This window comes from Burkholderia sp. Ax-1720 (assembly GCF_011753035.1).
Taxonomy (GTDB): domain Bacteria; phylum Pseudomonadota; class Gammaproteobacteria; order Burkholderiales; family Burkholderiaceae; genus Burkholderia; species Burkholderia gladioli.
Window position 1 is genome coordinate 1 of sequence record NZ_VWWK01000122.1, and the last position, 22,488, is coordinate 22,488.

At 64.6% G+C, this 22,488-nt stretch carries 19 protein-coding genes and 1 pseudogene; 15 read left to right on the forward strand and 5 right to left on the reverse strand.

Annotated elements, in window-relative coordinates; genetic code table 11:
• The 6 genes and pseudogenes from F3J18_RS26135 to F3J18_RS26160 all read left to right on the forward strand — a co-directional run.
• Positions 1–317: pseudogene (locus tag F3J18_RS26135) on the forward strand (peptidoglycan-binding protein LysM); the annotation flags it as partial.
• 59 nt (positions 318–376) lie between these two features.
• Complete coding sequence (locus F3J18_RS26140) at positions 377–5,014, forward strand: RHS repeat-associated core domain-containing protein (RefSeq protein WP_166915016.1); 4,638 nt, start codon at positions 377–379, stop codon at positions 5,012–5,014.
• A complete protein-coding gene (locus F3J18_RS26145; protein ID WP_166915018.1) occupies positions 5,011–5,385 on the forward strand; it encodes a hypothetical protein in 375 nt (124 codons plus the stop codon). Before F3J18_RS26140 ends, F3J18_RS26145 begins: the two co-directional genes overlap by 4 nt.
• Positions 5,386–5,446: 61 nt before the next feature.
• Entirely contained in the window at positions 5,447–5,935 is a 489-nt protein-coding gene (locus F3J18_RS26150; protein ID WP_166915020.1) for a DUF4265 domain-containing protein, read from the forward strand.
• Positions 5,936–6,028: 93 nt separating this feature from the next.
• Positions 6,029–6,472: a nuclear transport factor 2 family protein gene (locus F3J18_RS26155; RefSeq protein ID WP_166915021.1), complete on the forward strand. Its 444-nt coding sequence runs from the start codon at positions 6,029–6,031 to the stop codon at positions 6,470–6,472.
• Between the two features lie 98 nt (positions 6,473–6,570).
• Entirely contained in the window at positions 6,571–6,942 is a 372-nt protein-coding gene (locus F3J18_RS26160) for a hypothetical protein (RefSeq protein ID WP_025099780.1), read from the forward strand.
• Between the two features lie 90 nt (positions 6,943–7,032).
• On the opposite strand, the gene F3J18_RS26165 is transcribed toward F3J18_RS26160, so the two are convergent.
• The gene (locus F3J18_RS26165) at positions 7,033–8,295 is read right to left on the reverse strand and encodes an MFS transporter (protein ID WP_051598319.1); all 1,263 of its coding nucleotides are present in this window, start codon (positions 8,293–8,295) and stop codon (positions 7,033–7,035) included.
• A gap of 114 nt (positions 8,296–8,409) precedes the next feature.
• The gene (locus tag F3J18_RS26170; RefSeq protein WP_025099782.1) at positions 8,410–9,447 is read right to left on the reverse strand and encodes an ABC transporter substrate-binding protein; all 1,038 of its coding nucleotides are present in this window, start codon (positions 9,445–9,447) and stop codon (positions 8,410–8,412) included.
• A gap of 276 nt (positions 9,448–9,723) precedes the next feature.
• On the opposite strand from F3J18_RS26170, the gene F3J18_RS26175 reads away from it, so the two are divergent.
• The 5 genes from F3J18_RS26175 (at position 9,724) to F3J18_RS26195 (ending at position 14,168) form a co-directional block, all read left to right on the forward strand.
• Entirely contained in the window at positions 9,724–10,389 is a 666-nt protein-coding gene (locus F3J18_RS26175; RefSeq protein ID WP_017918850.1) for a response regulator transcription factor, read from the forward strand.
• Entirely contained in the window at positions 10,376–11,794 is a 1,419-nt protein-coding gene (locus tag F3J18_RS26180; RefSeq protein ID WP_166915023.1) for a sensor histidine kinase, read from the forward strand. The genes F3J18_RS26175 and F3J18_RS26180 overlap by 14 nt, the downstream gene beginning before the upstream one ends.
• Positions 11,795–11,943: 149 nt before the next feature.
• Positions 11,944–12,858 carry an HNH endonuclease signature motif containing protein gene (locus tag F3J18_RS26185; RefSeq protein WP_166915025.1) on the forward strand — a complete coding sequence of 305 codons (915 nt, stop codon included), beginning with the start codon at positions 11,944–11,946 and terminating at the stop codon, positions 12,856–12,858.
• Positions 12,859–12,897: 39 nt separating this feature from the next.
• Complete coding sequence (locus tag F3J18_RS26190; RefSeq protein WP_025099786.1) at positions 12,898–13,284, forward strand: ester cyclase; 387 nt, start codon at positions 12,898–12,900, stop codon at positions 13,282–13,284.
• A gap of 329 nt (positions 13,285–13,613) precedes the next feature.
• The gene (locus tag F3J18_RS26195; RefSeq protein WP_345791246.1) at positions 13,614–14,168 is read left to right on the forward strand and encodes an ATP phosphoribosyltransferase regulatory subunit; all 555 of its coding nucleotides are present in this window, start codon (positions 13,614–13,616) and stop codon (positions 14,166–14,168) included.
• A gap of 106 nt (positions 14,169–14,274) precedes the next feature.
• On the opposite strand, the gene F3J18_RS26200 is transcribed toward F3J18_RS26195, so the two are convergent.
• Positions 14,275–15,900, reverse strand: coding sequence for an acid phosphatase (locus F3J18_RS26200; protein ID WP_166915027.1), 1,626 nt, complete (start codon positions 15,898–15,900; stop codon positions 14,275–14,277).
• Between the two features lie 200 nt (positions 15,901–16,100).
• Between F3J18_RS26200 and F3J18_RS26205 the strand changes: the two genes are divergently transcribed.
• The 3 genes from F3J18_RS26205 (at position 16,101) to F3J18_RS26215 (ending at position 18,462) form a co-directional block, all read left to right on the forward strand.
• Positions 16,101–17,498 (forward strand): cytochrome c peroxidase, encoded by a 1,398-nt coding sequence (locus F3J18_RS26205; RefSeq protein ID WP_166915029.1) that lies wholly within the window; start codon positions 16,101–16,103, stop codon positions 17,496–17,498.
• A gap of 101 nt (positions 17,499–17,599) precedes the next feature.
• A complete protein-coding gene (locus tag F3J18_RS26210) occupies positions 17,600–17,980 on the forward strand; it encodes a hypothetical protein (RefSeq protein WP_166915031.1) in 381 nt (126 codons plus the stop codon).
• 5 nt (positions 17,981–17,985) lie between these two features.
• Positions 17,986–18,462 carry an NUDIX domain-containing protein gene (locus F3J18_RS26215; RefSeq protein WP_166915035.1) on the forward strand — a complete coding sequence of 159 codons (477 nt, stop codon included), beginning with the start codon at positions 17,986–17,988 and terminating at the stop codon, positions 18,460–18,462.
• Positions 18,463–18,555: 93 nt separating this feature from the next.
• On the opposite strand, the gene F3J18_RS26220 is transcribed toward F3J18_RS26215, so the two are convergent.
• Positions 18,556–20,262 carry a glutamine--tRNA ligase/YqeY domain fusion protein gene (locus F3J18_RS26220; protein WP_025099791.1) on the reverse strand — a complete coding sequence of 569 codons (1,707 nt, stop codon included), beginning with the start codon at positions 20,260–20,262 and terminating at the stop codon, positions 18,556–18,558.
• A gap of 224 nt (positions 20,263–20,486) precedes the next feature.
• On the opposite strand from F3J18_RS26220, the gene F3J18_RS26225 reads away from it, so the two are divergent.
• A complete protein-coding gene (locus F3J18_RS26225) occupies positions 20,487–20,696 on the forward strand; it encodes an ornithine acetyltransferase (protein WP_025099792.1) in 210 nt (69 codons plus the stop codon).
• 378 nt (positions 20,697–21,074) lie between these two features.
• Here the strand turns inward: F3J18_RS26225 and F3J18_RS26230 are convergent, their stop codons facing one another.
• Positions 21,075–22,295: a CaiB/BaiF CoA-transferase family protein gene (locus tag F3J18_RS26230; protein ID WP_025099793.1), complete on the reverse strand. Its 1,221-nt coding sequence runs from the start codon at positions 22,293–22,295 to the stop codon at positions 21,075–21,077.
• Positions 22,296–22,488: the final 193 nt, after the last annotated feature.

A 22,488-nucleotide genomic window follows, 5' to 3' on the forward strand; every position in this document is an offset into this window, starting at 1 on the left:
TCGGCTCGCTCGCTTCGGGCGGGCTGGGTGGTTTGGGCGGCTTGGCCGGCGCGGCGGGAGGCGCCGGTGGTGCCGGCGGTGCGTTGAGTGGCGTCGCGGGGCTGGCGGGATCGGCGATGTCGGGCGGTGCCTCGGGGTTGACCGGCGCTCTCGCTTCGAAGGGGCTGGGGGCCGCGCAGCAGGCCTTGACGGGCGCCTTGCCCGCGGGGGCACAGGGCGCGCTCGCGCAGGCCGGCGCGCTGAAGTCGACCGCGCAGCAACTCGGTGGACTCGCGCAGGGCGCGCGCGGCGCGGCCGCCGCCTTGAAATGGGTCTGACACGCGCCTGATCGTGCACCTCGCCATTCCGATAAAAGCATCCATAGAACGACTCGACCATGACTGATTCGGCCACCATCCAACCGAAGCCGACCGATGTTTTCGTCTCGCCGCTCAGCGATTTCCATCCGGTGGACATCGACGCGAACCTCAAGGACCTGAACAAGTGGCTGATCGACATCAGCGGCGGGCTGGTCACGCTCGAGCGCGTGGAGACGGTGGCGCGCAACATGCCCGTCATCGCGAACATCTTCGCGGCCGTGGACCTGATCTCCGATATCCGCGCGATGCTCAACCATGGCGACCGGCCGATCGACCTGTTCGACTGGTTGAACCTCGGGCTCGACGTGATCGGCATCATCCCGATTCCGGCGGGCACCGCGCAGGTTCGCATGGGCGCGCGGCCAATGCTCAAGCTGATCCGCGAGGAGGTGGTGAAGAACGGCAAGGCGGCGGGCGAGGCTGCCTTGCAACTGGTGCAGCAGGGCATCATCACGGCCATCGTGTCGAGCCTGCAGGCGCGATATGCCGGTGAGATCGAGACCTTCATCGCCGAGCTGCGCAAGGACCTGGCGGCGGTGCTGAACCGCGCGGCGGATTTCCTCGGCGCGCTGATGAATGGCCTGGCCGACCTGTTCGCGCATGCGGCCGGCAAGCCGCTGGACTACAGCAAGAACGTCGACGCCGCGGAGAAGCATCTGCAGGAGGCGGGGCACAACATCCTCTACAAGCCGGGCGAGACCTTCAGCAGCATCGGCATGCTGTTCCATGACGCGTTCGCGATCGTGGCCAAGGGCACGGTGAATACCGCCACCGCAACGGCCAAGGCGTTCAACTCGGATGCCAGCGCGAAGCTGATGGGGATCGCCGACACGCTTCGGCAGAAGGTTCCGGCCGTGCAGAAGGCCGTGAAGGGGCTGGACGGCAACGAGGTCGGCAAGATCGGCTGGTTGATCCTGGCGGCGGAGGAAGGCGTTCGGCGCTGGCGCAAGGTGAATCCGAAGCCGCAGGAGAAGGGCATTCCCTCGCAGGGAAGCACGAAGGCGGAGGAGGTGCGGGGGCAGGGGGCGAAGGAGACGCTGCGCTCGACGGCCGCCGCGCAGCTTCCCGGTGGTGGCTGCTGCTCATTGAATGGGCCCGTCAAGACGCCGCCTTCGCGCTCGAAAGGATCGATCGGATTCGCGTTCGGCGACGAGCGGATCGATCACGATGACTTCAGTATCGACGGGCCCCTGCCGATCACCTGGGTGCGTACCTATCGATCGTTCTTCGATGCGAACGATGCTGGCGGCGAACTCGGCCCTCGCTGGATCACGCCGTACACGACGCGCTTCGACGTGCATGCCACCAAGCTGGTCTATCACGATGCCGAAGGGCGCAGCCTCGATTACCCCTTGCTCGATATCGGCGCCGCGCACGACGATCTTGCCGAGAACCTGACGTTGCTGCGTGTCGACGAGCGCTGGCTGACGCTGACGCGAGGGCATGACGTGCTCGAGGCTTACGAGCGTCATGGCGATCGCTATCGCATCGCCTTCATCAAGGATCGCGCCGGCAACCAGCAGACGTTCGACTACGACGCCGAGGGGCGCCTGTATCGGCTGATCATGCCGCATGTGCAGGTCGCCTTCAAACTCGATGCGCAAGGGCGCATCGTCGAGATTGTCGAGCATGACGCGCAAGGCGAGCGCGTCGGGCGCCTGGCTGCCTATGAATACGATCGCGAAGGGGATCTGGTCGCGGCCTTCGATCGTTTCGGCAATCGACGCGAGTATCGCTACCGGCATCACCTGCTGACCCGTTATACCGATCGCACCGGCCGCGGCATGAACCTCGAATGGGACGGCACGCACGCCAGGGCGCGTTGCTTGCGCGAGTATCGCGACGACGGCAGCGACGAGGTCACGCTGGCCTGGCATCCGGACTTCCGGATGGTGAGCGTGACGGATGCGCTCGGCAATGTCACGCGTCATTACTACAACCTCAAGGGCTTCACGTTCCGGGTGATCTATCCGGATGGCAGCGAAGAGTGGATGTATCGCGATGGCAATGACAAGCTGGTGCAGTACATCCATCGCGATGGCGGCATCGAGTTCCTCGACTACGACGCGCGAGGCAACTTCGTGCGGCATCGGCGCGTGGACGGCTCGGTCGTCGAGATGGAATACGACGCGAAGGATCAGCTCGTCAAGACGATCGATCCGCATGGATACGCCTGGGCCCAGGCGTTCGACGATGCGGGGAATATCGTTTCCGCCAAGGACCCGCTCGGCCACGAAACGAAGTACGAGTACAACGAGCAGGGCCTGCCGATCACGGTGATCGATGCGAAGGGCGGCGCGAAGTCGATGAGCTACGACGCGGGCGGCAGGTTGCTGGCGTATCGAGATTGCTCCGGGAAGACGACGCAGTGGACGTATGACGCGGCCGGTCGCCTGAGCGCGACCAAGGATGCGGCCGGGACGATGACGACGTTCCAGTACGCGGCGAACGGGCAATTGGAAGAGATTCGTTCGCCGGCTGGTGTCGAGCGTGTTCAGTACGATTCGGAAGGACGCTTGCTGGCGGCGACGGATCCGTTGCAGCGCGTGACGCGATATTCGTATGACACGGCCGGGCGCGTCGCGTCGCGTATCGATCCGCTCGGGCAGCGCCTGGGATATGGCTATGACCGGCTCGGGCGGCTCGTCAGGCTGAACGATGCGAACGACGCATCCTATACGTTCCGGTATGACCCGGTCGGGCGCTTGCTCGAGGAAGTCGAGTTCGACGGCAAGTCGACGCTCTATAGCTATGACGAGACGAGCGGGCGTCTCGACGCGATCGACGATGCGGGGCGGGTGACGCAGGTTGCGCAGGATCGTGCGGGGCGCTTCGCCAAGCGGGCCTGCGGCGACGAGGCGGAGAGTTTTGCCTACGACGCGAGCGGGCGGCTGGTGGAGGCGAGCAACCGATACAGCCGGATTCAGCGCTTCTTCGATCCGGTGGGAAACCTGGTGCGCGAGCATCATGCCTATGATGTTTTCGGCGTGAAGCGCAGCTATGTCTGGCATCACGGTTATGACGAGCTGGGGAACCGGATTCGCAGCGTGCGGCCGGACGGGCACACGATCGATTGGCTGATGTATGGATCAGGGCATGTGCACGGCTTGCTGGTGGATGGCGAGGAGCGGCTGCAGCTGGAGCGCGATGATCTGCATCGCGAAGTGAAGCGGACCTTGTCGAGCCGGGTCGTGCAGAGCCTGATGTACGACCCGGCTGGACGGGTCGAGCGGCAGAGCATCCAGCGCGACAAGGCGCCGGCTGCGTTGAGCATGCGCCGGTATCGATACGATGCCGCCGGGCAGTTGACGCAAATCGAGGACAGCCGGAAGGGGGCGACGGATTACCGGTACGACCCGGTCGGACGATTGATCGAGGCGATTGCGCCGGGCTTGCATGAACGGTTTGCGTTCGATCCGGCGAGCAATATCGTGGATCCGGGGCGGCCGGAGAATGCACGGACGCAAGCTGGGTTGACGGCGCGTAGTGAAAGCACCTTGCCAGCTTCGGTGCCGAAGGTGCTCGGTAACCTGCTGCGGGAATATGCCGGGACGCACTTCGATTACGACGCGCAAGGGCATTTGATTCAGAAGCGTTCGCCCGCGGGCACGCAGCGGTATGAGTGGGATGCGTTTGATCGGATGCAGGCTGCACAGGTCGAAGAGGGTTTGAGACGTAGCGCTTCGAGTTACTACTATGACGCGCTCGGGCGGCGGATTGCCAAGGAGGTCAATGGCGCGCGGACCGTGTTCGGCTGGGATGGGGATACGCTCGCGTATGAATCCGACGAGGCGCGGAGCACGCACTATGTGTATGAGGCGCGGACCTTCGTGCCGATGGCGCAGTACGTGACGGCGCCGGTCGAAGGGATCGAGACGCCGGTTGTGCGCGAGGGGGATCGGTATCGGCCGGAGGATGATCCGCTGCAGCGGGTGCCGGCGGCGCAGGGCGATGCGCGGGTGATGTTCTATTACTGCGACCAGATCGGCACGCCGTTGATGATGACGGATGAGGCTGGTGAGGTGGTTTGGGAGGCGGTGTACAAGGCCTGGGGCGAGACGCGGGAGGTGATCGAGCGGGCTTCGGCTGCGGCGGGGGGCGTGGTGGCGAGGAACGCGCTGCGGTTCCAGGGGCAGCAGGTGGATGATGAGACGGGGCTGCATTACAACCGGCATCGGTATTACGATTCTTTGCTTGGACGTTTCTTGAGTAAGGATCCGATTGGACTTCGTGGTGGTTTTAACTCATATCAATATGCACCGAATTCAATCGGTTGGATTGATCCGTTAGGGCTGACGTGCTGCAACTGCCTTTATCGAGGCGTCAGTGCCAACCACCCTGCGATAGATGAGGCTAAGCAGGGTGTCGTGCGGCCGGCCAGTCCTAATGCCAATCTGACTCCGGAGCAGCACGCAGAAGGCGGACTCACTGGGGAAAGCCAATTTGTTTCTTGGACACCCAGTAAGGAACTTGCGCTATCGCATGCAAACAAAGATGGTCCCGGCGGGGTTCTGCTGAGCGTGCCTCGTGGAGCACCTCAGGAGGGTGATTCATGGGCGTGGGGGTGGACGCATATCAATGATTGGGGCGAACCTGAAATGCTCCAAACAGGGACGCGTACAGGCATACATGTTTCAAGGGAGGGGTGCAGATGACTGACAATATTAGACAACTGGCATCTATGCTTGGAGAGCTTGAACCTGCCGAATGGAGCAACGCACTTGCTTCAGTTCTGGCGTCTCCAAAAATTATTGAGATCGAGGGCTATCCACGCTCGGAACGTGTGTCTTTCGTTCTTGAGCGGGCAAGAATGCGTAAGGAAAATTCCGAGCGACTTGGACTTCAAACATTCGGCCTCGAAAGTCTGATCGCTACGCTTGAAGCGTTATCGTCTGAGAGGCGCTTGAAAAGCTATGCTGTCAAGAACGACCAATATACTGGCTCCTGCTTTGTGTGCGATGGAAAGCTCATCGGATGCGAATTCGTGGCCCGAGGTCTCGCACAAACAACGTCATTTCGCGGCTAGGAGTATGAGTCAGGCGGCGCGTGGAGCTTGCAATATGTAATTGAAGCTTAGGTTTAGGGACATGGACGAGAATGTAACTCTGATCAGAGTCTTTGCAGGCACTGCTTCCGATGGCAGTGCAGTCTGCGAGGAGCTCCCAGCGAGGAAGATCGATGAAGACATCTACGAACTGCTTGCGTCGCCTGGGTTGGCCTTGAACCTGGCAAAGGGCGACGTGATCCACATTGGGAGCCCGGCCACCCCGGTGACGGTGCTGAAGCGCGGTGGAAATTTCTGCGTCCAGGTGTATTCGGACCACATTTCGCAAGATGACCTGGCCTGGCTGGAGTCCGTCCTTGATACCGCCCTCCAGGGCAGCGTGGACGGTGTGAATGCCGGAAACCTCACGATTTCAATCCCGGCTAACAATGAGTTCGAAAAGATCAACCTCATCCTCGACGACTTCACGCGGCGCACCGGGTCGGCATGGTACTTCGCGAACATCTATAAGAATTTAGAGGATCCGGAAGACGAGACCTTGCTCGATTGGTGGATACTCGATAAAAAATGACAAGCGGACTCGTTTCATCCGAGCCTGAAACATTCCCCCATCCACTACCCGTAAGCTCGGATCTTGCGCATTCACCTTCGCACAGGACCCGACATGAGCACCGCAACTTCCACCCCTCAACAAATCGCCCACATCCACCGGCAGTGGCACAAATCGATCGTCGAGCGCGACATCGACGGCCTGATGTCGATCTACGCCGAGCACGCGCGTTTCGAGTCACCGACGATCCTGTTCGTTGAACCGGGGAATCAAACCGGCATCCTCGACGGACGCGAAGCCATCCGCGGATTCTTCTCCGAGGGCTTCCGCAAGCTGGCCGGCGCCTTCGCGCACTGGTATCGCACCGACGTCTTCCACACCGACGACAAGCAACTCGTCTGGGAATATCCTCGCGACACGCCTTCGGGCGACCAGACCGACCTGGTCGAAGTGATGGACATCGAACATGGCCTGATCGTCCATCATCGCGTGTACTGGGGCTGGCGCGGCCTGCAATCGCTGCTGAAAACCGTCGAGGCCACGCGCCGGCAACCCTGATAGCCACGGTCTTTACACCGATTTTAGAAACGCTTCGCTACGATCTCGTGGATTGGCGTTGCAGCGCCGCTGCATGACGCCATATCCCGGAGTCAAACATGTTCGAAATCGGAAAAGAATATTCACGCGAAGACATTCACAGGATCACGGGTGGAAGCAAGCAGGCATTCCTGCCCGTGAAGGGCGGCAAGGTCGTCGCCGCTCGCTTGCGACAAGACCTGAATCCCCACGCGCCCGACGTCATCGTCTGCGACGGCAGCGCTTCGGCGCGCGCGGCGGGGCGCACGCTGGCGCGGCAGGCGGAGCCGGTTCCGATCTTCCTGCGAACCGCATCGGACCGATTTCGCTATGCCGGCGACTACGTGGTGGCCGCTTCGCTGACCGTTCCCGCCGATTACGCCGAGTACGTGAAAAACAGCAGCTTCACGCTTGCGCAGATTTCGCGCGTGATCAAGATGAGGCGATGCTGACCGTATCGAAAGCCTGATCGAAAAGCGACGAAGCCATCGATCCTCGCGGGTCGATGGCTTCAAACCGGTACTGTATTGCAGCGCGCTACATCAATCCTGAAGCGCAACCACCATCGATCGCTCCGACCGAGCCCAGCCGATAAACGCTCCCACGCCAAGAATGCTCAAACAAACGATCGGCACGATCATCGGCCCGAACGCCGTGCCGGTCAGCTTGCCCGCGAGCGGCATCAGGTTCTGGCTGAAGAAACCGCCGAGATTGCCGATCGAGTTGATCGCCGCCACGCTGGCCGCGGCCCGGGCACCGGTGAAATACCGCGGCGGCATCGACCAGAAGCACGGATAGATCAAGGGGATGCAGGCACCGCCGAGCACCAGCGCAACGAAGCGCAGCGGCGTGGTCGGCAGCACGAGGCTCAGCACGAAGCCGATCGCCCCCAGCACCGCCACGATGCCGATGGTCCGCAGCAGGCTCTTCGCGCGCTTGAGTTTCGGCGGCAGCCAGATCAGCAGCACGACGGCCAGCGCCCAGGGCAGCATGCTCAGGAAACCGTTCGTGGTGCTCGATACGCCGAACGACTTGACGATGGTCGGCAGCCAGTAGGTCACGCCGTACAGCGAGGTCGACATCATCATGTAGGTCGCCGCGAACAGCATCACGCGCGGATCGAGCAGCGCCTTCCACGGCTGCGAATGCTCGGCATGCGGCGGCGCCTCGCGTTCCAGCGCGGCCCCGACGATCTGCTTCTCGTTCTCCGACAGGAAACGCGCCTCGCGATACGAGGTCGGCAGCAGGCGGAACACGGCGATCCCGACGACCACGGCGGGCAGCCCCGTGGCGATGAACACCCATTGCCAGCCGGCCAGGCCGCCTACGCCGCTGAGGCTCAGCAGCCAGCCGCCCACCAGCGAGCCGAGCATGTTCGCCAGCGCGCTGCCGAGCGTGAAGATCCCCAGCACGCGAGCGCGGTAGCTCTGCGGGAACCACAGCGTCAGGTAGTAGATCACGCCGGGATAAAACCCGGCTTCGGCCACGCCGAGCACGAAGCGCAGCCCGGAGAACACCGGGCTCGAGGTCGTGAAGCCCATCGCCACCGTGATGAGCCCCCAGGTGAGCATGATCCGCGCGAGCCAGACGCGCGCGCCGAACTTGTGCAGGGCCAGCGTGCTCGGCACCTCGAACAGCAGGTAACCGATGAAGAACAACGACGAGGCCAGCCCGAACGCGGCCTCGGACATGTTCAGGCTATGCACCATCTGCAGCTTGGCGAAGCCGACGTTCTGGCGGTCGATGAACGAGATCAGGAACATCACGACGAGGATCGGCATCAGGCGCCATGCGATCTTCGACATCACGCGCTGCTCTTCACCGGCGGCAGCGATAGGGGGGGAGGCAATGGTCACGCTGGACTCCTGTTTGATACGTCTTGCTGAAAGCTGCGGTTGCAACGAAGGAAAAAAGCCAGTTCAGCGCGCCTGGTAGGCGCCGAGCTGGGCGGTGAACATGTCGCTCCAATTGGCCGGGCGGGTCTTGATGGTGCCCACGCCGTGCAGGAAATCGACGTATTCCATGAGCCGGTCGGGCACTACGGAGAAGCGAGTTTCCGGCATGCCCAGCATCGCGATCACGTCGTCGGGCGACACACGCACCCCGGACGAGGACACATAGATCGCGGCCGCCTCGCGCGGATTCGCGGCGATGAACCGGTTCGCCTCGTCGAGTGCGCCGATGAAGGCCGCCGCCAGGCCGGGCTCGGCATCGACCACGCGCTTCGGCGCGAACATCACGTCGAGCGTGAGCGGCCCGAGCACCTGGACGGCATCGATCACGCGGTGAATGCCGGGCTGCCGCAATTCGAGCGTCGAGAACGGCGGCGAGGCGAAATGCGCGGTCACGCCGCCTTCACGGCGGATCAGGGCGTCCATCGCCTGCGGATGCGACAGGTTCACGGTGATCGGATCGAGGTGCGCGAAACGCCGGATGCCCAATTGCTGCGCGGCGATCATCTGCAGGATCACGGCCGCCAGCGAGGTGTGGATGCCGGGCACGGCGATCCGGTCCTCGGACGTGAAATCGGTGAGCGTGCGGATATGCGGCTGGTTGGTGTTCAGCGACAGCGAGGTGGCGGACAGCCCGCTGATGCCGATCACCTCCACATTGGGAATGCCGCGCGCGCGTGCCCACAGCTCGATGAACCCGGGCGCGCCGGCGCCGGCGAAGTCGAGCGTGCCGGCCATCATCGCGTCGTTGACCGAGTTGCCGCCGTCGAGCAGCACCCATTCGACCTGTACCTTGCCGAGCCCGCGTTGCCGCGCGTGCGCCTCGAACAGGCGCTGCCGCTCCATCACGAGCAGGGGCAGATAGAGCACGCCATAACCTTTCGAAATCCTGACGGTTGGCGGGCTGGACAGCGAGAAAGGGAAGGCGTGGGCGGCGAGCGGCGCCAGCGCGGCGCCGATGCCGCCTGCCAGCAACGCGCGGCGGCGCGGCGAGGCTTTCGTCATCAGGCACGCCCCGCGACGCAGGGCCGAGGAGACGGCACACATGCCGGCCTGCACGCTCGCGAACGCGCGTCTGCGCGGGCCACCTCGAGGGCGGCCACCGCGGTTGAACGCGAATCGGCTGGCGCGTGGGCACGCTGCATCGTGCAGGTCTCCTCCGGAAGGGCCGTTCGGGCCCGTGTATGAACTGGCATGGAGCTTAGCGAGCGAGTCTGAGAAAATGCTGACATCCCATCCTCGGGATTACCCGTAATTTCCCTAATCGGCAGGACTTCAACCATGCGTATTCTGGTCGTCGAGGACGACGCCGAGATCGGCGAGGCGATCGGCAGCCGTCTCACGCGGCTCGGCCACGCGGTCGATCTCGAGCGCGACGGCGCGGCCGCCTCCAGCTTGCTGGGCGTCGAATCGTTCGACCTGGTGGTGCTCGACGTGATGCTGCCGTCGATGGACGGCTTCGCGATCTTGCGCCGGCTGCGCGCCTCGGGCAGCACCACGCCGGTGCTGCTCGTCACCGCGCGCTCGGCGATCGACGATCGCGTCAGCGGGCTGGGATTGGGCGCCGACGACTACCTGGTCAAGCCGTTCGACTATCGCGAACTCGATGCGCGCGTGCAGGCGCTGCTACGCCGGAACAGCGGCCACGCCAGCGACGTGCTGCGCTTCGGCGCGCTCTCGATCGATCGCAGCAGCCGGCTCGCGGAGCTCGACGGCCAGCCCTTGCCGCTGTCGCGCCAGGAATTCGCGCTGCTCGAAATCCTCGCCAGCCGGCCGCAGCGCGTGTTCTCCAAGGACGAACTGCTGAACCAGTTGTTCAGCTTCGGCCGCGAGCCCTCCGCGAATGCGGTCGAACAATACGTGACGCGCGTGCGAAGGAAGCTGCAGGGCAGCGACGTCGAGATTCGCACGGCACGCGGAATGGGCTACCAGATTGCGACGCGCTGACTGGTTTCCGAAGACGCTGTTCGGCCGCACGCTGCTGTTCATCGCCTGCGTGGTGGTGTCGGGCGCGGCCGCGCTGTCGCTGATCACGCGTTATTACGCCGGCGTCGCGGCCGAGCGCGCCTATGATCAGTTGTTGTCCGGCGCGGCGATCCAGGTGGCCGAGAATCTCTACGTGCAGGGCGGCGTGCTCGCGCTCAATCCGCCGGTGGCCGCGCTGTCGACGCTGTCGCGCTACGACCTCGTCTACTACAAGGTGGTCGATTCGCGCGGCGTGGTGGTGGCGGGCTACAACGACCTGCCCGATGCGGCGAACGTCGCTGCCGCGCAGCGCGGCACCCGGTTCGCGACGGCGCGCTACCAGCAGCGGCCGGTGCGCATCGCCACCATCGCGCGCCACATGCCCGAGGAGCGCGTGCCCGGCTGGGCGCTGGTGACGGTCGCGCAAACCACGCATGCGCGCGAGCAGTTGACCAACGACATGAGCATCAAGGTCTGGACGCTGATCGTGCTGATGACGGCGCTCGCGATCGGCGCCAGCGCGCTGGCGATCCGGCGCGGGCTCTCGCCGCTGGCGCAGATCGAGTCGATCATCGCGGCGCGCGATCCGGCCGACCTGCGGCCCGTGATAATCGATACGCCGAGCGAGATCGCCGCGATCATCGGCGCGATCAACGGCCTGATGCGCCGGCTCGGCGAGCGCGTGGCCACCATGCAGCGCTTCATCGCCGACGCCGCGCACCAGATGCGCACGCCGCTGGCGCGGCTCGACGCGCAGATCGAGATGCTCAGCAACGAGTCCGACGCGGCGCGCCAGCGCGCGCGGCTCGAGACGCTGCGCGCGACCTGTTCCGACGTGGGGCGCCTGACGGGGCAGTTGCTCAATCACGCGATGGTGATTCATCGCACCGAGGTCGTGCCGTTGCAGCCGATCGACCTCGTGGCGCTGGCCAAGGAGGTGCTGGGCCGCACGATACCGCTCGCCGACGAGCGCGACGTGCAGGTGTCGCTCGATGCGCGGCTCGCCGACGCGACGATCGACGGCGATGCGATCAGCCTTCAGGAAGCGCTTTCGAACGTGTTGCACAATGCCTTGCATCACGGCATGGCGAACCAGATCGTCGTGACCATCGATGGCACGGCTGAGCAACTCATCCTGACCGTGACCGATAACGGCACAGGCATTCCACGCGAGCATTGGGACGCGGTGATGCGGCCGTTCGTGCGCCTCGACGGCAAGGGCGCCGAGCGACGCGACGGCTCGGGGCTGGGTCTCGCGATCGTGAAGGAGGTGATGGACGCGCACGGCGGGCAAGTGTCGTTCGCGATGCCGGAAGCGGGTGGTTTTGCCGTGCTGCTGGTGTTCCCGCGTAGCGCGGCGGGGCATGTCCACCGCGAGTCGGTCTGATGGGATGGGTGCCGGCAGTGGCCTGATATCCCTAAGATTCCATTCCATTTCCGAGACAACGGGTAGCGAATCGTCCTAGAATCCGCCAAGTTTCGCCCTAATTTCGAGATAAAAAGACGAGCCGGCGACACGCTAGGCCAACCACGACGATGCTTAAAGACTCCCTCGACGCCGACATTGCAGGAATCGATGTATCCACTCGCGTTTCCGACCTGCTGCAGGCCGGGCAGGTCTACACACGCGATGCCTTGCGCGGGATCCTCGATACCCAGGACTCCACGATCAACAACGGCGTGTTTCGACCGGCGGGTTTTACCTCGGTGCTGCTGTTCGTGACGGAGAAAAAGACCGAGGATCGAACCCAATACGTTGATAAGCTCGAAGGCGATCTACTGAGTTGGCAGGGGCAAACTGCTGGTCGTACCGACTCGCTTATCATCGAGCACGCTCAACGCGGTCTCGAGGTTTTGCTGTTCTATCGAAAGAAAAAATACGAGTACGAGGGGGCCGGGTTTCGCTACGAGGGCGCGTTCCGCTACGTTGCTCACCATGGTGAGCGGCCTGCGTCCTTCTCGCTTCAACGCAATGATCCACAACTTGCCCTCGCGGAGCGGGAGGTACAGGCCAGCGGCGATTTCGATCCCAGCAGCATCGAGGATGCGCGCAGCCGCATCAATCGCGCGATCGTTCGGCGCCAAGGCCAGCCGGCATTTCGTCGAGCATTGTTGAGCGCTTACGATGGCCGTTGCGCGATTAGCGGATGCGAGGTGCAGCCGGTCCTGGAGGCGGCCCATATCGTCGCGTATCGCGGCCCCGAAACCAATCATGTCGCGAATGGTTTGTTGTTGCGTGGTGACTTGCACACCTTGTTCGACATGGGGCTGTTGTCGATCGATCCGACGACATATCGCGTGGTGCTCGATGAAAGCTTGAGGGCGGGCGATTATGGCGTGTTGAATGGACGAATCCTGCGTCTGCCGGCCGCCGAAGCCGAGTGGCCCTCGAAAGAGGCACTCGCGGTACGTCATGCGGAGTATCGAGCGAGATCGCGAGGCGTGGAGTAGAGCGTCTCTAATCAACCTATTCAGGAAGCACGGACGACGATGACTGAACTCTCTTTATCCGAAACCTACCGCGCCTACATCGCCTGCCTGAACCAGCAAGACTGGGCACGCCTGGGCATGTTCGTCGGCGACGAGGTGATCCACAACGACCAGCGCATCGGCTTGTCCGGCTATCGCGAGATGCTCGAGCGGGACTTCCGCGAGATCCCGGACCTGCACTTCGACATTGAACTGCTCGTATGCGAACCGCCTCGTATCGCCAGCCGCCTGCATTTCGACTGCTCGCCGATCGGTACTTTCCTCGGCCTGCCCGTGAACGGCAAGCGCGTCGCTTTCACAGAAAATGTCTTCTATGAATTCCACGACGGCAGGATCAGGCAGGTCTGGTCGATCATCGACAAGGCGGCGATCGAGCGGCAGTTATAGCGACCGACGCCGCTTCATTGTCGGAATTCGGAGCAGTTCACAGCCCGCCGCTCTTGTGTCAGTATTGCCGACATGGAACTTCGTAACGTACCCACTCGACTGCATCACCATCACGGCCGCCTTTCATCGCGCCGTGGTTCGTTACGTCCATGACACTGGAGCGGGATCCAAGCGGTCCCGCCCGGCTGATACGAAACCAAGGCGCCATCGGCGCCTTTTTTATTTTCATACGGAGAAAAACATGAGCATGCTTCGCGGCACCCGCTTCGTGGTCGGCAAGGACGCCGCCCAGATTCGCAATCTCGAGAGCCGTTTCCGGAGCTACCTTCATTGAGGCTGGCGCTGAAGAAGCGATCGTCCCGGCACTGTGGTCGCAGGACACCTTCATCGAAAAGGCCGGAGGCAGCGAAATCATCGGTCAGATGTGGGCGTTCCCTGATAAGAAAGGGCGCCCCTGTTGCCTGATACCGGAAGCCACGGCCTTGTTCCAGGAGCAAAACCAGGAATTGCTGGCCGGCCGGCCCGAGCGGCGCTTCTTCTACGTCGCGCGCTGTTACCGTTACGAGCGACCACAAGCCGGGCGCTACCGCGAATTCACCCAGCTCGGTTTCGAATGCCTGGGCACCGACCTCGAGCGCGCATCGGCATGCAGCCAGGAAATGGCCATCGGCTTCCTGGATTCATTGGGGCTTCGCTACGAACTCGACCGGGCTGCGCGACGAGGTATCAGCTACTACCTGAACGGGCAGGGGTTCGAGATTCGCTGCCGGGAACTGGGAGCGCAGCAGCAGATCGCTGGCGGTGGGGCGTATCGCGAGGGTGCCGGGTTCGGCATTGGCATCGAACGATTGCTGCTCGCGCTGTCGGCTCAGCAATTGCTCTGATCCGGCCCGGCGTCGAATCCGGACAATCATCAAAAAAGGGCGGCCGAAGCCGCCCAATCACTCGAAACCCGCTACCAACGGGTCAATCGCTGTTTTACCGTGATGCTCAGTTGGTCGACAGCGTCAGCGTGTTCGTCAGGTCGCCCATCGCCGCGCCGCCGTTCTTCACCAGCGCGTCGTCACGCTGCTTGATACCGTCGAGCTTCGGCAGGTTGTAGCGGCGCGTGATGAAGCGCAGGATCGACGCGGTGTCGTATTGCGTGTGGTCGACGAAACCCTTCTTCGCGTACGGCGAAACCACCAGTGCCGGAATCCGCGTGCCCGGGCCCCAGCGGTCGCCCTTCGGCGGCGCGACGTGATCCCAGAAGCCGCCGTTTTCGTCATACGTCACGACCACCACCATGTTGTTCCACTGCGGGCTCTTCTGCAGGTGCGAGATGACGTCCGCGATGTGGGCGTCGCCCGAGGCCACGTCGGTGTAGCCGGCGTGCTCGTTCAGGTTGCCCTGCGGCTTGTAGAAGCTCACCGCCGGCAGCGTGCCCGCGTCGATCGCCTTGATGAACTCCGAGCCGTTCAGGCCGCCGTCGAGCACGTGCGTGGCGCGTGCCGTGGTGCCCGGGGCCAGGTTCTTGAAGTAGTTGAACGGCTGGTGGTGGTACTGGAAGTTCGCCTTGGCGATCGTCGTGCCGTCGGCCGCGGCTGCCGGCGTGCCGCCTTGCGAGGCCGTCAGCGCCGCGCCGAACGCGCCGCCGTACCAGGCCCACGAGACGTTGGCGGCATTCAGCAGGTCGCCGATGTTGGTGGCGGTCTGCGGCGGCAGCGTGGTGGCCACCGTCGGGTCGGCCGCCAGCGGGTCGGTGCTCGGCGCCTTGTTGCCGCTCGGCTGGTAAGGCGGCTGCATGGTGTTGACGGCGAAGAAGTCCGGCGTCAGGTTGCCCGAGTTGACGAACTTCGGTGCGCCGTTGAGCGCCGAGGCCGGCGAGTTGGCGGTGTCGACCGTCAGCGAGACGCCGTCGGCGTTGACCTTCGAGATCGAGTTGACGGCCGGGCTCTTGTCCGCGTTCGCGTAGAACGGCGCGCAGGCACAGATCAGGTACTGGTGGTTCAGGAACGAGCCGCCGAACGCACCCATGAAGAAGTTGTCGGCCAACGTGTATTGCTGGGCGATCTTCCAGAGCGGCAGCTTCGACGAATCGGTGTTGTAGTGGCCCATCACCAGGCCGCCCGAATCCGCCCAGGCCGCGAACATGTTGTTCTTGCCGCCGTTGATCTGCATCTGGTTCTCGTAGAACCGGTGGTACAGGTCGCGCGTGGTCACGTTCAGCGCGGTGTTGAAGCCTGCCGGATCGTCGATCGCGAAGGGCTGGTTCGGCAGGTTCGCCGTCATCGCTTCCGTCACGGCCGGCGTCACGCCGGCGGCGGTCAGGCCGCCCCAGATCTTCGGCAGCGTGGCGAGCGTAGTGCCGTCGCGGTCCAGCTGGATCGCGTCGGAGGCCTTCACGTTGGCCGTGCCGTTCGCACCGGGGAAGGCGCCATAGAGGTTGTCGAAACTGCGGTTTTCCGCGTAGATCACAACGATGTTCTTCACCGACGACAGCGTCTGCGCGGCAGGCGGCGTGGTGTTGTTGTTGCCGCCGGACGGCGCGGTCGTGACGTCGTCGCCGCCGCAGCCCGCGAGGAAGGCTGCTGCTGCGAGCGCGATGGGCGTTACGCGGGTCAAAGTTTTCTTCATCTTGTCTCTCTAGTCGCACATGTACCGTAGGAACCGGCTGATCCCCCGTACAACGAATGACAGCCAGTTGATCGGATTATGTAAGTGACATTTGACAGCGAAATGTAGTGCAGCTTTCGTTTGCCTATCGACTCGCAGTCACGGAATTGACATTTGACTGACATACGCTCGCGCCTTCCTTTCCTGCCTTTCGGATCGACATGCGCAGCCTGCACGAAGACCTCGCCCGGCCTCGGCCGGATCGCCACCCCTTCGCCGTCCGGGCGGTCGCGATCGTCTCGCTTGCGCTCGCCAGCCTGCTGAGCGTCTGCGATTCGCGCGCGCCGCAGGCGGCGGGCGATCAGGCCGCCGCGGCATCGGCCGCCTCGCAATCGACGGCGCAGGCCGGCGCGTCGCAAGCGGCCGGCAACGAGATCGTGGTCGCGAACCAGCCACAGACGCGCGCGCAGGTCTATGCCGCTGTCAAGAAAATGACAGCACTGGGTAAGCAGATGTTTTTCGATCCGGCGCTCTCGGGTTCCGGAAAGCTTGCATGCGCTTCCTGCCACAGCCCCGACCATGCTTTCGGTTCGCCTAATGGCCTGTCGGTGCAACTGGGCGGCGACGATCTCCATCAGCAGGGTTTCCGCGCCGTGCCAACGCTGATGTATCTGCAGAAGGTGCCGCCGTTCACGCGGCACTTCCATGATTCGGACGAGGAGGGCGACGAGAGCGTCGATGCGGGTCCGACCGGCGGCCTGACCTGGGATGGCCGCGTCGATCGCGGCGAGCAACAGGCGCGCATTCCGCTGACCACGCGCTTCGAGATGAACAGCACGCCGGCCAAGGTGGCCAGCGCGGTGCGCGCCGCGCCCTATCTCGCGGATTTCCGCGCCACCTTCGGCGACAAGGTGCTGGCCGACGACATGGCCACCTTCAACGCGGTGCTGCAGGCGCTCGGCACCTACGAGCAGACGCCGGAAGTCTTCACGCCCTACACCAGCAAGTACGACGCCTTCCTCGACCACAAGGCCACGCTGACGGCCGCCGAGATGCGCGGCCTCGAACTGTTCAACGACGAACGCAAGGGCAATTGCGCGAGCTGCCATATCAGCCAGCGCGCGCTCGACGGCTCGCCGCCGCAGTTCAGCGACTTCGGCCTGATCGCGCTGGGCGTGCCGCGCAATCGCGAGCTGGCGGTCAACAAGGATCCGAAGTTCCACGACCTGGGCGCCTGCGGGCCGGAGCGCCAGGACCTGAAGGGCGAGGACGAGTTCTGCGGCATCTTCCGCACGCCGACGCTGCGCAACGTGGTGCTCAAGAAGGCCTTCTTCCACAACGGCATCTATCACTCGCTCGATGAGGTGCTGCGCTTCTACGTGCAGCGCGATACCAACCCCGAGCGCTTCTATCCGGTGCGTCACGGCGTGGTGCAGAAGTACGACGATCTGCCGAAGCGCTACTGGGCCAACATCAATACCGATCCGCCCTTCGATCGCAAGAGAGGCGAGAAGCCGGCGCTCAGCGAGGCGGAGATCCAGGACGTGATCGCCTTCCTGCACACGCTCACGGACGGCTACCGGCCCGATGCGCAGCAGCAGAAGGTCGCGGCGCGCTGAGCCGGGGTGGGGCGGGAGGGCATGATATGCTCGCCGACGGGATGTGCGTGCAGCAGGCGGCGCATCCCGTCCGGCAATCCCATTCCAAGGAGAACAAGACGATGCGGGCATCTCTCCCGAACGTGGCACGCGCGCTGGCCGGCGCCGTGCTCGTCGCCACCGCGCTGGGCGCGCAGGCGCAGAGCAACCTGAACTTCCTGAGCGACACGCCGATGGCCTATTTCAGCAAGGCCGATCGCGCCTCGCTGACCAAGGCCGTCTATCAGGCCCGCGACGAGGGCAAGGACGGCGAAACCACCACCTGGAGCAACGACGGCCGCGGCACGCCGATCGAGGCGAAGCTCACCCCCACCACCGCCGAGCAGAATGGCCGTAGCTGCCGCGAGATCGCCGTCGAGATCAATGCCAAGGGCCAGTCGATGACGCTGCGTCCGCGCTACTGCAAGACGGCGGCGGGCAACTGGCAATTCCAGAAGCGTTGACGACGATGGCCGGCAGGCGGCCATCGCACGCCCCGCGCGTGTTGTCGTGCGGGGTCGTGCTGCTCGACCCGCAAGGGCGGCTGTTGCTTGCGCACGCAACCGAGACGTCGCATTGGGACATCCCGAAGGGGCATCACGATGCCGGCGAATCGGAGCGCGAAGCCGCCCTTCGCGAGCTGTTCGAGGAAACCGGCATCGCGCTGGCGGCCGAGCGGCTGGTCGACCTGGGCCGCTTCCTCTACCGTCCCGACAAGGATCTCTACCTGTTCGCGGCGCGCCTGCGTGCCGACGAAACCGATCTCTCCCATTGCATCTGCACCTCGATGTTCCCGAGCCGTGCCACCGGCGCATCGATCCCCGAAATGGACGCGTTCCGCTGGGTCGAATTGGACGAGGTCAGGCAGTACGCGAGCCGCAGCCTGGCGAAGGTGTTCGCCACCACGCTGTCGCTGGTGGACCTGCATCGGGATTTGCCGGGCTGAGATTTCCGGCGATTCTCTTCGCTCCACCAAAGCAGACGCAAAAAAATACCCGGCCGAAGCCGGGTATTTTTCATTCATCCATGCACCGGACGCTTACTTCCCGCCCCAGCTATCGCGCAGCGGCACGATCCGGTTGAACACCGGCTTGCCCGGCTTCGAATCATGGCGATCGGCCACGAAGTAGCCATGACGCTCGAACTGGTAGCGCGCCTCGGGAGCCGCGCTTTCGGTGCCCGGTTCCACATAGGCCTGCATGATCTTCTTCGAGTCGGGGTTCAGCGCCTCGAGATAGTTGCGTCCGCCCGCATCGGGATGGGCTTCGCGGAACAGGCGGTCGTAGATCCGCACCTCGGCCGGCACGGCCGCGGCCGCGCTGAGCCAATGGATGGTGCCCTTGACCTTGTAGTTGTTCGCGCCTTCGGTGCCCGAGCGGCTGTCCGGGAAGTAGTTGCAATGCACGGCGGTGACGTGGCCTTGCTCGTCCTTGTCGAAGCCCGTGCACTCGATCACGTAGCCGTAGCGCAGCCGCACCTTGTTGCCCGGGAACAGGCGGAAATAACCCTTGGGCGGCACTTCCTGGAAGTCCTCGCGTTCGATCCACAGCTCGCGCGAGATCGGGAAAGTGCGCACGCCGCGTTCCGGATGATGCGGATGCACGGGGGCCGTGCAGTCCTCGGTCTGGCCTTCGGGGTAGTTGTCGATCACCAGCTTGAGCGGGTCGAGCACGGCCACGGTGCGCGGCGCCTTCTCGTCCAGGTCGTCGCGCAGCGCGCCTTCCAGCACACCCATGTCGATCCAGGAGTCGACCTTGGTCACGCCGATGCGCTCGCAGAACAGCAGCAGGCTCTCGGGCGTGAAGCCGCGGCGGCGGATGCCGACGATGGTCGGCATGCGCGGGTCGTCCCAGCCGTCCACGTGGTTCTCGGTCACCAGTTGCAGCAGCTTGCGCTTGCTGGTGATCGCGTAGGTCAGGTTCAGGCGCGAGAATTCGATCTGTTGCGGCAGCGGACGCGTGAACACGCCGGCCTCGGCCAGTTCGTTCAGCACCCAGTCGTACAGCGGGCGGTGATCCTCGAACTCCAGCGTGCACAGCGAATGCGTGATGCCTTCCAGCGCGTCCGAGATGCAGTGCGTGTAGTCGTACATCGGGTAGATGCACCACTTGTCGCCCGTGCGGTAATGATGCGCGTAGCGGATCCGGTAGATCACCGGGTCGCGCAGGTTGAAGTTCGGCGAGGCCATGTCGATCTTCGCGCGCAGCACATGGGCGCCTTCGGGGAATTCGCCGGCCTTCATGCGGCGCAGCAGGTCGAGGTTCTCCTCGACCGAGCGCTCGCGGAACGGCGAGTTCGTGCCGGGCTCGGTGGCCGAGCCGCGGTTGGCGCGCATTTCCTCGGCGCTCTGGCTGTCCACGTAGGCCTTGCCGCGCGTGATCAGCAGCTCGGCGTATTCGTAGAGCCTGTCGTAGTAGTCGCTGGCGAAGTACGTGTGATCGCGGCCGTCCTTCTGCCACTCGAAGCCGAGCCACTGCACGGCGTCGACGATCGAGTCCACGTACTCGACGCTTTCCTTTTCCGGGTTGGTGTCGTCGAAGCGCAGGTGGCAGACGCCGCCGTAGTCGCGCGCCACGCCGAAGTTCAGGCAGATGCTCTTCGCATGACCGATGTGCAGATAACCGTTCGGCTCCGGCGGGAAGCGCGTCTCGACGCGCCCGCCCCATTTGCCCGAGCGATTGTCGTCGTCGATGGTGTTGCGAATGAAATTGGATGCCGCGGGGGCGTCGTTGCGTTCGGTGCTCATGCGGGAACAGGAAGAAAGGAGGGCGCGCGCCGGTTGCGCCGCCTGAAACCGTCGATTCTACCTGAGCCGGGCGCCGGGTGAGGAGCGCCGGCCCGGCGCCGGGCCGCCTGTATCAGTCGTAACGGGAGGTAAAACGCGTTGGCGGCCGCTCGGCGGCTTCATAAGATTCGCTCACCCGGTTCCAAGCCGCATGAGCTGAGGAGGGATTCGATATGAACATTCAAATGAAAAAGACGCATTTCCTGGTTCGCACCACCGTGATCGCACTCGTCGTCGCCAGCCTCGGCGCCTGCACCATGACGCGCACCCAGCGCAACGCCGGCATCGGCGCGGCCGCCGGCGGCGCGCTCGGTTATCTCGTGACGGGCGGCCCGATCGGCACCGTGGCCGGCGCGGCCGCGGGCGGCATCGTCGGCGCGAACGTCCATCGTTGATCGCGGGCCGGGCCTCGCGTGCGCCTGGGCGCCGCCGGCCCGGCGCATCGATCGCTTCGAGTGATTCAGGCCCGGTGCCCCGAGGGCGCCGGGCCGAATGCAAGGTTTCCAGGCCGCCGCCGCGCGTCGGTCGACGGCCGGGAAACCACCCATGACGCCCGCAACGGCGGCATGAAGACCATCAGACGGCAAGGTCGAACAGCAGCAACAGGCATCAGGGAGAAACCGGCGGCGACGCCGGGCAATGACACGTGACGTCGAGGGAGCCGCCGCTCGCGGCGGGTTCACCATCGACGCAAGGCGCCGGGACATGCGAATGCGTGTCCCGGCGTTTTTCATGGCGGTCGCGGCCGTGACCGTGGCCGCGCCGCCCGCGTCTCAGACGGCGCCCTTGTCGCGCAGCGCCGCGATCGCGGCCTCGTCGTAGCCGAGCAGCTCGCGCAGCACCGCCTCGGTATGCTCGCCCAGCAGCGGCGGCGCGCTGCGCGCCTCGGGCGGCGTGGCGCTCATCTTCACGGGATTGCGCACCAGCTTGACCGGCGCGCCGCTCGGATGCGGCAGCTCCACCTGCAGGTCGCGCGCCACCACCTGCTCGTTCTCGAACACCTCGGCCAGGTCGTTGATCGGCCCACAGGGCACGCCGGCCGCCTCCAGCGCGGCGATCCATTCCTGCTTGCTGCGCGTGCGCGTCATCTCGGCGAGGATCGGCACCAGGATCGGCCGGTGCCGCACGCGCGAGGGATTGGTGGCGAAGCGCTCGTCGTCGGCCAGCTCGCCGCGCCCGCCGGCCTCCACGAACTTGCGGAACTGCCCGTCGTTGCCGACCGCCACGATGATCCAGCCGTCGCTGGTCTGGAAGGTCTGGTAGGGCACGATGTTGGGGTGGGCATTGCCCCAGCGCACCGGCGGCTGGCCGCTGGCCAGGTAGTTGGTGTTCATGTTGGCGAGCAGGGCCACCTGCACGTCGAGCAGGGCCATGTCGATGTACTGGCCTTCGCCGGTGCGGTCGCGATGCGTCAGCGCGGCGAGGATCGCCACCGAGGAATAGAGGCCGGTGGCGAGGTCGGCGATCGCCACGCCGGCCTTCTGCGGGCCACCGCCGGGCTCGCTGTCGCGCTCGCCGGTGATGCTCATGAAGCCGCCCAGGCCCTGGATGATGAAGTCGTAGCCGGCGCGGTGCGCATAGGGCCCGGTCTGGCCGAAACCCGTCACCGAGCAGTAGATCAGGTCCGGCTTCAGCTCGCGCAGGGACGCGTAGTCGAGGCCGTATTTCTTCAACTGGCCGGCCTTGTAGTTCTCGATCACCACGTCGCATTGCGCGGCCAGCTCGCGGATCACGCGCTGGCCTTCCGGGCTGGCGATGTCCACCGTCACCGAGCGCTTGTTGCGGTTCGCCGCCAGGTAGTAGGCGGCTTCGCGCGTGTCGCTGCCGTCCGCGGCGCGATGGTAGGGCGGCCCCCAGTGGCGCGTGTCGTCGCCCGCGCCGGGCCGCTCGATCTTGATCACGTCGGCGCCGAAGTCGGCGAGCGTCTGTGCGCACCACGGGCCGGCGAGCACGCGGCTCAGGTCGAGAACGCGGATATGACTCAATGCTCCCATCTGCTGTCTGTCTCCCTCGGAACTGGCAGGGCCCGGGCCTCGGCGCCCGGGCGGCGGTCGTTGCATCTTAAAGCGATTCCCGCGCCGGCGGCGTGAAAGCGGGGCCAGGCGAGGGCGCGGCGCCGCTCTGGACCGCCACGCGCCGGCAAACGGGGCGCGAAGCCCCCGCCCCGCCGCGAGGCGCCCGCCGGGC

What these genes read in the sequence shown, in the direction of transcription:
- F3J18_RS26140 (WP_166915016.1), top strand. Translation starts at nt 377, where the DNA reads ATGACTGATTCGGCCACCATCCAACCGAAGCCGACCGATGTTTTCGTC.
- F3J18_RS26145 (WP_166915018.1), top strand. Translation starts at nt 5,011, where the DNA reads ATGACTGACAATATTAGACAACTGGCATCTATGCTTGGAGAGCTTGAA.
- F3J18_RS26150 (WP_166915020.1), top strand. Translation starts at nt 5,447, where the DNA reads ATGGACGAGAATGTAACTCTGATCAGAGTCTTTGCAGGCACTGCTTCC.
- F3J18_RS26155 (WP_166915021.1), top strand. Translation starts at nt 6,029, where the DNA reads ATGAGCACCGCAACTTCCACCCCTCAACAAATCGCCCACATCCACCGG.
- F3J18_RS26160 (WP_025099780.1), top strand. Translation starts at nt 6,571, where the DNA reads ATGTTCGAAATCGGAAAAGAATATTCACGCGAAGACATTCACAGGATC.
- F3J18_RS26165 (WP_051598319.1), bottom strand. Translation starts at nt 8,295, where the DNA reads ATGTCGAAGATCGCATGGCGCCTGATGCCGATCCTCGTCGTGATGTTC.
- F3J18_RS26170 (WP_025099782.1), bottom strand. Translation starts at nt 9,447, where the DNA reads ATGACGAAAGCCTCGCCGCGCCGCCGCGCGTTGCTGGCAGGCGGCATC.
- F3J18_RS26175 (WP_017918850.1), top strand. Translation starts at nt 9,724, where the DNA reads ATGCGTATTCTGGTCGTCGAGGACGACGCCGAGATCGGCGAGGCGATC.
- F3J18_RS26185 (WP_166915025.1), top strand. Translation starts at nt 11,944, where the DNA reads ATGCTTAAAGACTCCCTCGACGCCGACATTGCAGGAATCGATGTATCC.
- F3J18_RS26190 (WP_025099786.1), top strand. Translation starts at nt 12,898, where the DNA reads ATGACTGAACTCTCTTTATCCGAAACCTACCGCGCCTACATCGCCTGC.
- F3J18_RS26200 (WP_166915027.1), bottom strand. Translation starts at nt 15,900, where the DNA reads ATGAAGAAAACTTTGACCCGCGTAACGCCCATCGCGCTCGCAGCAGCA.
- F3J18_RS26205 (WP_166915029.1), top strand. Translation starts at nt 16,101, where the DNA reads ATGCGCAGCCTGCACGAAGACCTCGCCCGGCCTCGGCCGGATCGCCAC.
- F3J18_RS26210 (WP_166915031.1), top strand. Translation starts at nt 17,600, where the DNA reads ATGCGGGCATCTCTCCCGAACGTGGCACGCGCGCTGGCCGGCGCCGTG.
- F3J18_RS26215 (WP_166915035.1), top strand. Translation starts at nt 17,986, where the DNA reads ATGGCCGGCAGGCGGCCATCGCACGCCCCGCGCGTGTTGTCGTGCGGG.
- F3J18_RS26220 (WP_025099791.1), bottom strand. Translation starts at nt 20,262, where the DNA reads ATGAGCACCGAACGCAACGACGCCCCCGCGGCATCCAATTTCATTCGC.
- F3J18_RS26225 (WP_025099792.1), top strand. Translation starts at nt 20,487, where the DNA reads ATGAAAAAGACGCATTTCCTGGTTCGCACCACCGTGATCGCACTCGTC.
- F3J18_RS26230 (WP_025099793.1), bottom strand. Translation starts at nt 22,295, where the DNA reads ATGGGAGCATTGAGTCATATCCGCGTTCTCGACCTGAGCCGCGTGCTC.